Here is a 13,857-nt window from a genome sequence, read left to right as displayed (position 1 = left end):
TTAGATCAATAAGCATCAATGCTAGGTTGTTGTTTTACCCAATCTGGGGCAGTGGCAATAAAATAAGGGTTTAAAATGTCAGATTTTTGGTTATAAGTTAATGGTTCACCTGAGTCATAACAGACAACTGTGCCACCAGCACTTTCGAGCACAGCCTGCGCCGCTGCGGTATCCCACTCGCTGGTAGGGCCAAGCCTTGGGTATAAATCTGCACTGCCCTCAGCCAACATACAAAACTTAAGCGAGCTACCGACGCTTAAGATGTCATGCTTGCCAAACTGTTGTAAATATTGCGCCATATCTGGACTTAAGTGAGAGCGACTACCAACAATAATCGGTATTTCTCGTGGTGTTTTTGCGCCTAATAATGGACTTTCTTGGCCTGCTTGTTGACGCCATGCACCTAAATGCTTAGCGCCATAATAATACGTATCGAGCACAGGCGCATATACTACACCCGCGACAGCAACCCCTTGATGAATAAGCGCAATATTAACGGTGAACTCGCCATTGCGCTTAATAAACTCTTTAGTACCATCTAAAGGGTCAATCAACCAATAGGTGTGCCATTGACGGCGCACGTCCCACGCAATATCCGCCGCTTCCTCAGACATAATAGGAATACCAACAAACTGCTGCGCCAATGCCGCCACTATCACATGATGCGCGGCTAAATCGGCGGCGGTCACAGGGCTATCGTCAGCCTTATGGTTAACTGAAAAGTCATCTTGACCATAAACCATCATAATGGCATCGCCGGCCGCTTTAGCAATCGCCACCACTTGCAGCAGATCTTGTTTCGTCAATGTCTGCGCTGTTGTCGTGTTATCTGTCACTCGGATTTCCTTAATGCGTTAAATATCTTGGTATTATGCCATTGTCATCGAAACAGAATTAAGAACAAATTCATCATACATCAAGCAAAATAAACTAAGACTTACTGCTTAAAATGTCCACTGTAAAGCCACAAACACACAAAGTGCTGACGATACTCAGGCAAGTCATCGAGGCACAGAAGAGATTTTAGACTAGCTGCATTGGATATTTACCGTCTTTGTTTTCATGTAGCGAGTCTACATCAATGCTATAAATCTCATCGTTATCAAGATAACTGCCGCAGCATCTGATTCAGTTGCTGACGCCAATCTTGCCACTCAATGTTATCAAACATTGAGTGCCTTGCATGAGTAGCCAGAGTGAATTGTAATTTGTCACTATTTAACACACTATAACTCGGCCTTTTTGCCACATTCACGCCGCGCGTTAATGCTTGCTTAGCATAGGCAGTGCTAGAAATAGGCAGGATAACCACTGGTTGATTTAACAAATTGAGCACTAAGGCTTGTTGCTGAATTTCAACAGCAAACTCATGCCAACTGCATTGGCCCTTAGCACTGTAATGAAATAACCCCGAGCACTGCGCCGCCACTAATTGCCACATCACCCGCGCAAGTGCATCACTCCATGTTGGGCAACCAATTTGATCGTCAATCACCTGTAAACTAGGCTGAGTTTGCATTAATTTCAGCATGGTTTTGACAAAATTATGCCCATCTTGGCCGTAAAGCCATGAGGTGCGCACAACCGTGGCACGATCCCCAAAAACCGCAAATACCTTTTGTTCGCCAAGTAACTTACTCTTAGCGTATTCAGAAAGCGGCTTTGGATGATCAAGTTCAACGCAGGGAGATGCTAAATAATGTGGTTTGGCAGCGGGGTCAATAACACCTTCACTCACATTCTCAGCATTGTGGTCAATATCGTGAGCTGCATTGCCACCAAACACATAATCACTCGACACATGCAGTAAGCGCGCGCCCGACTGCAAACATTGCTGCGCTAGTAACTCGGGGCCGAGCGCATTCACGCGATGGGCTTTAACGATATCGTTTTCAGCCGCATCAACCGCGTTATAGGCGGCGCAGTTGATCACCCAATTAGGTCGATATTGAGAAAATACAGCGGCAATATTGGCGGCATTGGTGATATCTAATTGGCTGCGGTTTAACGCACAAAGCTTAAATGGTATACCCGTGTTCGAGAATAGATAACCCACTTCGGCAGCAACTCGCAGTAACGCTTGCGCCAGCTGGCTATTAGCGCCGGTTATTAATACAACGTCAGGGAAGTTAGCTTCTATAATCGTCGATGTTTCACATGGGGCTGGTGTCGTTTTAGTTATTTGCGCCATCGCCAATATCATCATCGTTAAATAAAGCGATTAAGTCGCTAACGGTTTCATGACCACGCGCGGCTAAAAATGCCAATAATGCCGAGGGGCTACGATTGAGTAACCGTGATGGCGGATAAGCCACTTCATCGATAATCGCTTGCGCGCGCGCAAAGCCGCCCAAACTAAAGGCTACATGGGAATCAGAACCCATGACTAAAATCGTACCAAACTCCTTAGCCGCCTGAGCAATGGCTGTGCAATTAGCTTCACTGCCTTTACGGGAGACTTCAAAGGAAGAATTATTGATTTCAAGCGCAACACCATACTCGGCCGCAGCGCGGGAAACGGCTTCAATATCAATTGGATAAGCAGGGTTTCCTGGGTGGGTAATAATATCAACATTGCCACTTTTAATAGCGTTAATCATAGCTTTGGTGTGAGTAGCCTTATCTGACGGTGGATAAACTGGCTCATGAAATCCCGCGAGTACAATATCCAGCTGCTTTAAATAATCACCAAAGAAATCAATCTCGCCATCGATATTTTTAATATTGGCTTCAATACCCCGCAAAATGCCGACACCATCGACCATACGCGGCAATACTCGTAAATTCACAAAATGCCAAAAATGCGGCGCATCAGCCATATCGGGTCCATGGTCAGTATTGGCAAAAAGACGAATACCCTTCTGCTTTGCCACAGCGATATAGTCATGAATCGTGCTATAAGCGTGACTTGAAGCCACGGTATGAGTATGAGTGTCGACTTGGTACTGCATAGTTCACCTCAGTCAAATGATGCGATCAATTAAGAAAATAGCCATTAATTTAATTAGCTAAAAAGCGATAACAGTTCATCGGCACTACCTTGCCATGTGCCCTTACCTTTACCTTCAAGAATACTATCTGCTAAACTTTGCTTATGCTGTTGCATTTCTTGAATTTTCTCTTCTACTGTGCCTTCGGCAATCAACTTATACACAAACACCGACTTATCTTGGCCAATACGATGGGCCCTATCTGTAGCCTGTTTTTCTACAGCTGGATTCCACCAAGGATCATAATGGATAACGGTATCTGCTGCCGTGAGGTTTAGCCCAGTACCACCGGCTTTTAAGCTAATTAAAAACACGGGGGTATCACCCTCTTGAAACTTATCAATTTGCGCTTGGCGCAGACGAGTTTGTCCGGTGAGCTTACTGTAATTAAGTCCTAAGTCTACCAGCTCGGCTTCAATCAAGGACAACATGCTAGTGAACTGACTAAAGATCAAAATCTTACGCCCTTCTTGTACCATCTCAGGTAAGTTCTGCTTAAGCCAATCTAACTTTGCATTACTCTTTACTTTCTGCGCTTGCTCTAATTTCACTAAGCGCGGATCACAGCAAGCTTGGCGCAATTTAAGTAAGGCATCGAGAAATTCGATATGACTGCTGCCAACGCCTTGAGTAGCAAATAAATCCCGTAGTTTTTTCTCCATCGCCAATCGAATACTCTCATAGAGATTCCGCTGATCTTTCTCTAACGCTAAGGTCTGGAATATTTCAGTTTTAGGCGGTAATTCACCGAGCACTTCATCTTTAGTGCGGCGTAGCACAAAAGGCGCAATGCGTTGACTCAATACTTGCGCTTGTTCTATATCGCCGTAACGCTCAATTTTGTGCCTGAAAGACTTATTAAAAAAGGCATTGGTTCCGAGTAATCCTGGCAAGCTAAAATCCAGTAACGATTTAAGTTCACCGAGGTGATTTTCAAGCGGGGTGCCAGACAAGCACAATCTAAACGGCGCTTTAATCACTTTAATCACTTGAGTCACTTTCGCCTGCGCATTTTTAATCTGCTGCGCTTCATCAAGCACAATATGCTCGAACACATACCCTTGATAATATTCACTATCCCGCACTATCAGCGGATAGGTCGTCACGACAATATCAAACTCAGCTAAGCGTTCAAGCAACGGCTTGCGTAATGCGCCATGAATAATCACAAGCTTTAATGAAGGCGCAAATTTTGCCGCTTCTTTCGCCCAGTTACCCACTAAGCTAGTCGGGCAAATAATCAGACTCGGTGCACTACTCGCCCCCACAGGAGCTAATTCTCGCTGCTTGAGTAAAAAGGCCAAGGTTTGAATGGTTTTACCCAGTCCCATATCATCGGCCAGAATACCGCCAAGCTGATATTCCTTTAAAAAACAAAGCCAATTTAATCCTTGTTGTTGATACTGACGTAGCTCAGCATTGAGGCTACTAGGCACTGTGACGTCCACCACGCCGTTAAAACTGTCGAGCTTAGTTGCTAAACTGCGTACTCGCTCACCATTGAGCAAACGAATGTCACTGTCGGCAAAATCATTTAATAAATGTGCGCGGTATTTAGGCAAAGACACGCTATTACCTTTATTGCCATCAAATAGCTCTAAGATAATGCTAATCAGCGGCTTAATTGCACTGGCTTTAACTTTTAACCAATCACCATTAGGGCTTGGCAATAATAATTCAGCATCGTCAGCAGGTTCACCATACTGTTTAAGCCAAGTGGCAATTAACGGTAGCATTGGCACGATTTGGCCATCAATATCAGCATTAAGTGATAGGGAAAACCAACCCGCCTCAGTATCATCCAGCTCAATCGCCAGCGGAGTATCAATAACATTTAAATTAAAATTGGCGGCAAAATGCATCTGGTAGCCCAAGGTTTCTAATTTCGGGATTTCCTGTTGAATAAACTGCAACCAAGCGTCAATCGCTTCAGGCAGTGAACCTAAACCCCAAATGCTGACATAGCTGCCGCTATTAGGCATAAAAGAAGGAGCTAGCTCGACAAAATCCAATGTCATCAAACGATTAATGACATCCCTTTCTGCCGCTAACTGGCGCGTAACTTGATAGGTTTTTCCCTGTTGAGTGACTAAAGATAACGGCTCGATTGGATATTGACCGCCAAGCACCACGTCCTGATAAACAAACTCCAGCAGCACCAATGGCTGCGCCATGGCAAACTCGGGTAAATCTTGCGAGGTGACTGTCAACCTAATTTGCAGTGGCTCCGCTAGTTCAACAAAATCGATAGCCAGTGGTGTGGGTACCGTTTTGAGTGAAAAATGCTTAATTAACCTATGACTCACCAACTCAATTTGTGAACTTGGCACTGGTGGCATCTGGCTGAGTAATAACATTTTTTCAACACTGATTTCGGTCTCTAATGCTCCCACCGTAAAATAATCTAAATCAATATAACTTGGTGGCTCAATAGGAATCAGCTCCCAATTATCTTTATTGGGTAGCGAGAGCTGCATTTGTTTATGTTCAACATCTTTATCAAGCCAAATAAATTCAGGTTTTATCGGCGCGCCACGGGTGAGCGGTAAACGGCTCTCTTCCCAAAAACATCGCTCAGACAGCAGCATTTTATCCAGCGCCATAGCGCCTAGCTGGGCTTTTAGGTATAAACGTGAGGCGCCGTGGCGGCGAGTAGACATAATAAGGTTGATGATCAGCACGTCTTCGGCGCCAATCCAAGCCGGCATATAGTATTGCACGTCCGATAACGCGATTTTTGAGCCTTTGTTATAGTCGCCTTTCTTTGCCAACTTGCCTTTTCTTAACTCAAGATAAACTCCATTATCGTCTTTAGATAATACGTACAGCACGCGGTCATCATAAAGTAAATCGACGTTAGATAATGTGAGGTCATCACTTTCATCCAGGAGATGTAACCACTGGGCGATACGTTGATCTTCGACCGTTTTATCACTGAGCAAACTATAAAGGACTGCGGCAAGATGCTTACAATGCCCTGTAGCAGGACATGAACAGAAGCCATTCATAATGAGCTTATGGTTGACACTCACCAGACGAATATCTTGCCGATAAGGCTGGGACTCAGCTCCCATTACGCGACCTTCAATATGACGAAAATCAGCATTCGCTTTAGCGCTTAATACCCGTTTTTTCATCACGTAATCACGGGCACGCATTAAGGTTGGCGCCGTGAATAATGACTCAATGCTGGTTCGAGTCAATTGAATAGGATCTTGGGGGGACAAGCGATTCATCTAAAAGCCTTGAAACTAAAAATATCAAATACAGGCAATAACAACCATTGCCTTGCGAAATTTATCAATGAGTTGTATGAGATTGTATTGAAAGCCTTAGCCGAAAGCCAGAATGATAACCATCATAAACAACCTCACCAAGATACAGCCACAAACTTATCTACAGACATGACACATTTTTTACTATTGTAAAGCGGATAAAAATTAGTTTTCAGCAATTAGTGATAAAGTTTTGATTTTGATACCCACATCTAGCCGTAGCACAGTCGTATTTTCGATACTACGTTCGACTTTTATAGGCTGCGTATTCAGCATTAAATGTATACTGCAAATAAATCTAGGTTCACACATAAAATAATTTTAAATTTAAAGACACGCAACAAATGACTGCAACGTGCTGAAAAATAAAAAATATTATTTTACAAAACTCCATTATTACACTTAAAAAGTATTGTCATTGAGACGATATTTAAAAATAAAACTATACAAACCCCTAGAGTGTGTTAATCTTCAATCCGGCCTGTGATTCAGACCTATTTATAAGCAATATTATGTATTTGAAAACCTTCGCTACGCCTGTAATATTTTTTTTGCTGTCATGAAGCTTTCCACTCATAACTTATCATCAATGTAAATAATTCTATTTCTGGCTAACATACCGCATAATTGCGAATTATTTGTTTGAAAAATTTTGGAGACATTCATGTCTAAAACTACTGGTGTAGTTAAATGGTTTAACGAAGATAAAGGTTTTGGTTTTATTTCTCCTGACAATGGTGGCGCTGACGCATTCGTTCATTTCCGCGCAATCGTTTCAGAAGGCTTTAAAACTCTTGCTGAAGGTCAAAAGGTTTCTTTTGATATCGAACAAGGCCAAAAAGGTCCTCAAGCTGCGAACGTAGTTATTCTGTAATTAGACTTTGTCTAATTTAAGTTAACGAGTTCCAGACAAAAATGCCGACTTATGTCGGCATTTTTATATCTACAATTTGGCTTATTTTCATCTGCTATTAAAAATAGCTCTATTCATTAGCTTTGTATGTGTGAAATTTGAGTGTCTGTTTTATCTGACCGCTTCAAAACTCTCGACACCAACAAAATACTGTTCCAGATATCCTACTTCGGCTGCATCACTACGCATTGTCTTTAACTCTAGCGTTAATGCACCCACAACATACTGTTATCATTACCTAATTGCATCAGCACACTAACAACCTTTCATTACGTATCCCAAAAGTAATCTTTTTATCGATTACACAACTTACAAACATCATCAATGTGCTATTCGCCTATAAATCAGTGACTATTATCCGTGGCTAAAACATCATTCAAAGCAAAGCTCAAATCCCTTCAGGGAAGCGGATTAGATGTCGTCCCCAAGGATTTGTTTGAAAAGTAATATGCTTATTGTGCTCGACAGCGTCTGTCAAAATACTGCCATGTCAAAATATAACTCGTGATTCAAAATAGAGTGGAGCCTTAACTCAATGACTATCAAGGACTAGTTACAGTAGTGAACATTGCGGCACAATATTTGCTGTGGATCATTTAAAGGTGTATCGCACTGACATTAACGGGAGTGATGATGATGGATTTTGGCCTAGCCACCGAGCTATATCCAGACGAATATCGCTATCAAATAGCGAATTATAGTTCCAACAATAACCCATTGGACTTAATACAAACGATCCAACAACTGCACGCTAGTTTAGATCCAAGGACAGTCTTTGCCTGCTATGGCAATATACTGGGACAACATTTGCCGATCCAAGGTGCGCGCTTAACCTATGGCCAATATAAATTAAGCTGGGGTAAACGTTATGGTATTACCGTTAAGCGCCAACTGATTCTTGCAGGTCAAACATTGCATATTCAGTATCAGTTACTGACACCGCTCACGCCGTCACAAACCTCTGATATGCAAGAAATGGAGCCGCTGTTATTACAGCCGTTATTAAATGCCATGCAATATGAGGAAATGTCGAAACAAGCCATGTTTGATTCGTTAACCGGCTTAGGGAATCGGCACTACTACAGCCAAAGTTTAACAACGGCGATTGCAAGAGCCCATAGAAAACAAGGCCCTGTTGCACTCATAGTGTTAGATTTGGATAACTTTAAGCAACTTAATGATAGGTTTGGCCATAAGTGTGGTGATTATATTCTAAAGGAGTTTGGCAATATTATTCAGTCGACTATTCGCAATACGGATCAAGCCTTTCGTATCGGTGGAGACGAGTTTGTCATTATTGTGCAAGGGGATATTCATGCCACTAGCTTATTGTGTGAACGGATTGTTGTGACCATTAATCAACATCCTAGTTTCAATCAATTTGGGGTTAGTTGCAGTTTAGGCGCCGCAGAATCACACGATACCATCGAGGCTGAACAGCTTTATGAACTCGCTGATAAAGCACTGTATCAAGCCAAAGCAGCAGGACGCAATTGCTTTAAACTCAGCCAAAATCAACTCGTTTAATACGCGCAGGGATGCCAAATGAGATGCGAAAATTCACTCGCAGCGCGTAACAGTAAAGCTTTATATCAAACTGACGCGCTGTCATTCATCTTTTTACTCGCTTTACCTCATTACTAACAGATTTGATTAAACCAATATTTCCCTATCTACCTGCAAGCCAAGCTCATTTGACTCCACACTGAAATTCTTTTCTACCCATAGCCCAATCGCCATCACGAGTTCCTCACCATAAAACACGAAACCTATCTTTTCACGCATCCAAGGTGGAACAGCAAATTCTTGCCATAATTTTTTTAATTCGCGGCCTTTATCACGCAAATGGGGATGGCAACGAAACTGCCCCGCAAGTTGATAGCGCACGCTGACCACTTCATCTGGTAGAGGTAACCGAGCTCTAGGCCCTTGACTTGTAATACTGAACCGAATGTTAGCATCATAAAATCCCCCTTTGGGAGTTACCACTAACTCAGTGCGCTCTTGTTGCAATAACGGCACGAGAACATCGTCAGAAAGCACCCAATTTAATGGCATATTGCAATGCTTGTAGCTCTGATATTTAAATAAATACACTTGATTGGCAAAACGGCGTATTACACACTCGCCCACACGCAGATGTACTTTAGCATCATCCTTTGCGGTAAGAAGCTGAACGATAATCTGATTAAGTTGCACCTTTGAGGGCAAAGCAAAACCTTGGGATTGAATAAAGCCGCGTAAAAGTAACGCCTGCCAATCCACTGATTGTTCGGCAAAGCTATCAAGTTTAAATACGGTTTGTGCATGGTAAGGAGCCACAGTTAACCACATAGGTAAACGTTCACTCACCTGCAAATCCAGCGTGGCCTGTTGCTCAGCGCACAATGCAGCACTGCGACTTGCGGTCGTAGCGATACTCGGCCAACGTGCTTTTAAGCGCGGAATAATTTCTAAACGTAAAAAATTACGATCGAATTTATCATCTTGATTACTTTCATCTTCGATATGCACTAAACCTTGCTGTTTGGCATAGGCCTCAATGTGCTCGCGACTGATATCCAGTAAAGGTCGCAACTGCTTGCCCTGCACTAACGCTTGCACTTGTCCCATGGCCGCTAAACCTTTAGGGCCCTGCCCACGTTTGAGCGCTAATAAGATAGTTTCGAGCTGATCGTCTTCGTGATGCGCAGTCAACAACACATCATTTGCAGTTAAATGCTGCTCAATGGCTTGATAACGTACTTTACGCGCTTCGGCTTCAAGGCTTAACCTTGGGCCACGATTGACGCTTACGCGCTCAACGATTACAGGCAAGCCATAATGCTGCCCACGCGCAATACAATGCTGCGCCCAAATGTCTGCATTATCACTTAGGCCATGGTGCACATATATCAGCTGATAATTAAACTCGGGATGTTGCTGTGCAAACTGACTTAAACCATAGGCTAAGACTTCAGAATCTACCCCACCACTGTAAGCCAGCACTAACTTGCAGTCAGGCGCTAACGACTGCGCCGTCAAAAAGGCGCTAATATGCGCGCTAAGATCAACCGCTAGCAATGGAGCATCAAACTGAGTCGGCATAGGTTAACTTCATCTGTATTTACTTAAGATATTTGACCGCATTAGAATAATATTCTTACCTTGTTCGGCCCAAGGAGCGATTCAAGCGATAGCATCAAGTCATCGGTCGGGTTCACCCGCCAAGTATCAGCGAGTCTAAACTGACCTTTGGCTTGGGCTTGAGTGTAGTTGATCACCACAGGGACAGCACCGTTACGCCACGGGCTTAAGGCTTGCTCGAAGATATCAAGAGCTGATGGGGTTAACTCACTGCCATCCATATCAATTTCTAGCGCCTTGGCAAAGTGGCTGCGCGCCTCACTGATATCTATAATATTACGCGCCGTCATACGGTTGCCGCCGGCGAAATCATCAAAGCTCACTTCTCCTTCACAAATCAGGATGCGATCTTTTTCTAGCAGATGATTAAACTTCTCAAACGCCTCGGTAAACAACATAATTTCAAGACGAGCGCTTTTATCATCAAGCGTCAACAGCCCCATTTTCGAGCCACGCTTGGTCAACATAACTCGCGTTGCCACCACTAAACCCGCCGCTTTAGCCGTTTTACCTCGCTCTGTGGGATGCACGTCTTTCAAACGGCCAGAGGTGTAATGCTTAAGCTCTTTTAAATATTGATTGATCGGATGACCCGTCAAATACAAACCTAAGGTTTCACGCTCACCTTCAAGCCAAATTTTATCTGGCCAAGGTGCACATTCAACAAACTGTTGCTTACTGTCTTCGGGTTCGCTATTGAGCAAACCAAACATATCGTGTTGACCAATGGCCTCGGCTTTCGCATGTTGATCGGCGGCGCGAATCGCTTCGGGTAAGGTTGCCATCATAGAGGCGCGGTGCGGTCCAAGGGAGTCTAAAGCACCGGCGCAGATCAGCTTTTCAATCACGCGTTTGTTGAGTTTTTTCAAATCGATACGGGCACAAAAATCGAATAAATCAATAAAAGGACCGTCTTTACGCCCTTCTAAAATCGATTCAACCGGACCTTCACCTACGCCTTTAATTGCACCGATACCATATACTATGCGCAGATCATCATCGACGGTGAATTTAAATAAGCCTTTGTTCACATCAGGCGGAATTAACGGTAAACCCATGCGTTCACATTCATCGACCAAGGTGACAATTTTATCGGTATTGTCCATATCGGCCGACATTACTGCCGCCATAAACTGCGAAGGATAGTGAGTTTTAAGCCATAAAGTTTGATAAGAAACCAGTGCATAAGCGGCAGAGTGAGATTTGTTAAAACCGTAGCCAGCAAATTTTTCTACTAAGTCGAAAATCTTCATCGACAAGTCGCCGTCGACACCGTTATTGATCGCACCTTCTTTGAAGGTACCACGCTGCTTAGCCATTTCTTCGGGCTTTTTCTTACCCATAGCGCGGCGGAGCATATCAGCGCCGCCAAGGGTATAACCCGATAGCACCTGCGCTATCTGCATAACCTGTTCTTGATACAGAATAATGCCGTAGGTCGGCGATAACAGCTCTTTAAGTGACTCGTGTTGATACTCAGCATCGGGGTAAGAGACTTTCTCGCGGCCATGCTTACGTTCGATAAAGTTATCAACCATGCCCGATTGCAACGGCCCTGGACGAAATAGTGCTACGAGGGCAATCATGTCTTCAAAACAGTCGGGCTGTAAACGTTTAATCAAATCCTTCATCCCACGGGATTCAAGCTGAAATACCGCAGTCGTTTCATATTTTTTTAACAGACGAAAACATGCCTGATCCGTGAGTGGAATCGCTTCGATACGCACAGGTGGTCGACCATTTTTCACTTCGACCTTGTTCACCATCTCTAGTGCCCAGTCGATAATTGTCAGGGTTCTTAATCCCAAGAAGTCAAACTTAACTAATCCTGCGGTTTCAACGTCATTTTTATCAAATTGGGTGACAGGGTTTTTGCCTTCTGCATCGCAATAAAGTGGCGCGAAATCAGTGATTTTAGTCGGAGCTATCACCACGCCGCCCGCGTGTTTACCCGCGTTACGAGTTACGCCCTCAAGCTTACGACACATGTCGATAAGATCTTTTACATCTTCATCGCCATCATAAGATTCTTGTAGCGCTGGCTCAACCTCAAAGGCTTTGGCGAGTGTCATCCCGGGCTCAGGGGGAATTAATTTTGAAATCCGATCAACAAAACCATAAGGATGGCCGAGCACACGGCCCACATCGCGGATAACTGCTTTTGCCGCCATAGTCCCAAAGGTGATGATTTGCGATACCGCTTCGCGGCCGTACAACTCGGCCACGTGATCAATCACTTCATCACGTCTATCCATGCAAAAATCGACGTCAAAATCGGGCATTGATACCCGCTCTGGGTTGAGAAATCGCTCGAACAACAAATCAAATTCAAGTGGGTCTAAGTCAGTGATTTTAAGCGCATAGGCCACGAGTGAGCCCGCGCCTGAACCACGACCTGGCCCAACAGGGATGCCGTTATCTTTACCCCATTGGATGAACTCCATTACGATCAAGAAGTAACCAGGGAACCCCATCTGGTTAATCACTTTGAGCTCAATGTCCAGCCGCTCATCGTACTCACCCCGTTTTTCGACGCGTACCTGCGGTTCTGGGAATAAAAACTCGAGTCGTTCTTCAAGGCCCTTTCTCGAACAGTCGACCAGAAAGTCTTCGATAGACATATCGCCCGTTGGAAAATTAGGCAAAAAATATTCGTATAAACGGATCGTTACATTGCAACGCTTAGCAATTTCAACACTGTTCGCCAGCGCCATTGGAATATCGGCAAATAGCGCGCACATTTCTTCTTCGCTACGTAAGTACTGCTGTTCACTATACTTTTTAGGACGACGCGGATCGGCAAGGGTAAAACCATCGTGGATTGCAACGCGAATTTCATGGGCGTCAAAATCTTCAGGTTTAAGGAACACCACCTGATTGGTTGCTACCACGGGGATGCCCTTCTCCTGTGCTAAACCCACCGCCATGTGTAAATAACGCTCTTCATCGGCGCGACCGGTACGGATAAGCTCAAGAAAATAGCGATCGGTGAAATGAGTCTGGTAAAACGTACATAAAGATTCAACTTGCGTACTATTACCCTTGAGTAGCGCTTTGCCAACATCCCCCTCTTTTGCGCCCGATAACAGTAAAATACCTTCGTTATAAGTGAGTAACCACTCTTGGTCGATCACCACTCGCCCCGCCACTTGACCTCGTAAATAAGCCTGACTAATTATTTGGGTCAAATTCTGATAACCAACATTATTCATCGCAATAATGGTCAAGGCACACAATTCGCCTTCAAATCCGGGTACCTGCATCCAAAAGTCGGCGCCGATAATTGGTTTTATCCCCGAGCCATGGCAACCACTGTAAAACTTCACTAAACCACAAAAGTTGTTTTGGTCTGTCAAAGCAACAGCAGCCATGCCATGCGCTTCTACCTGCGCCAAAATAGGCTTGACCTTGGCCACGCCATCGGTCATGGAGTAATCACTGTGGACACGTAGATGTACAAAACGAGGATCGGACATAATTAGGATTATCTTTGAATAGCAGGTTAACGATAACTAAAAAGCAGACTAGCAAAGTCACGCAGCCAGAGCCAGTG

At 44.0% G+C, this 13,857-nt stretch carries 8 protein-coding genes; 2 read left to right on the top strand and 6 right to left on the bottom strand.

Annotated features, from left to right (window positions below; genetic code table 11):
- Window positions 1–5: 5 nt before the first annotated feature.
- From cysQ to C9I43_RS03890, 4 genes are all read right to left on the bottom strand, one after another.
- The gene (gene cysQ / locus C9I43_RS03905; protein ID WP_076496770.1) at window positions 6–836 is read right to left on the bottom strand and encodes a 3'(2'),5'-bisphosphate nucleotidase CysQ; all 831 of its coding nucleotides are present in this window, start codon (window positions 834–836) and stop codon (window positions 6–8) included.
- A 266-nt stretch (window positions 837–1,102) separates the two neighbouring features.
- Window positions 1,103–2,206, bottom strand: a complete 1,104-nt coding sequence (rfbD, locus tag C9I43_RS03900; RefSeq protein ID WP_107882230.1) for a dTDP-4-dehydrorhamnose reductase — start codon at window positions 2,204–2,206, stop codon at window positions 1,103–1,105.
- The gene (locus C9I43_RS03895; RefSeq protein ID WP_076496772.1) at window positions 2,175–2,951 is read right to left on the bottom strand and encodes a phosphatase; all 777 of its coding nucleotides are present in this window, start codon (window positions 2,949–2,951) and stop codon (window positions 2,175–2,177) included. The genes rfbD and C9I43_RS03895 overlap by 32 nt, the downstream gene beginning before the upstream one ends.
- Window positions 2,952–3,004: 53 nt before the next feature.
- Complete coding sequence (locus C9I43_RS03890; protein WP_107882228.1) at window positions 3,005–6,226, bottom strand: DEAD/DEAH box helicase; 3,222 nt, start codon at window positions 6,224–6,226, stop codon at window positions 3,005–3,007.
- Window positions 6,227–6,929: 703 nt separating this feature from the next.
- Here C9I43_RS03890 and cspE point away from each other — a divergent pair.
- Complete coding sequence (gene cspE, locus C9I43_RS03885) at window positions 6,930–7,139, top strand: transcription antiterminator/RNA stability regulator CspE (protein WP_006080998.1); 210 nt, start codon at window positions 6,930–6,932, stop codon at window positions 7,137–7,139.
- Window positions 7,140–7,814: 675 nt separating this feature from the next.
- Window positions 7,815–8,705, top strand: a complete 891-nt coding sequence (gene dgcS, locus C9I43_RS03880) for a diguanylate cyclase DgcS (RefSeq protein WP_107882226.1) — start codon at window positions 7,815–7,817, stop codon at window positions 8,703–8,705.
- Window positions 8,706–8,831: 126 nt separating this feature from the next.
- Here dgcS and tilS read toward each other — a convergent pair whose 3' ends face one another.
- Both tilS and dnaE read right to left on the bottom strand, forming a co-directional pair.
- Window positions 8,832–10,265: a tRNA lysidine(34) synthetase TilS gene (gene tilS, locus C9I43_RS03875; RefSeq protein WP_107882224.1), complete on the bottom strand. Its 1,434-nt coding sequence runs from the start codon at window positions 10,263–10,265 to the stop codon at window positions 8,832–8,834.
- A 41-nt stretch (window positions 10,266–10,306) separates the two neighbouring features.
- A complete protein-coding gene (dnaE, locus tag C9I43_RS03870; RefSeq protein ID WP_076496776.1) occupies window positions 10,307–13,780 on the bottom strand; it encodes a DNA polymerase III subunit alpha in 3,474 nt (1,157 codons plus the stop codon).
- Window positions 13,781–13,857 lie beyond the last annotated feature (77 nt).

Origin of the sequence: Shewanella morhuae, assembly GCF_003028295.1 — a bacterium.
Classification (GTDB): domain Bacteria; phylum Pseudomonadota; class Gammaproteobacteria; order Enterobacterales; family Shewanellaceae; genus Shewanella; species Shewanella morhuae.
The sequence above is the reverse complement of the archived record's forward strand: the minus strand, read 5'-3'. Positions and strand labels throughout refer to the sequence as shown.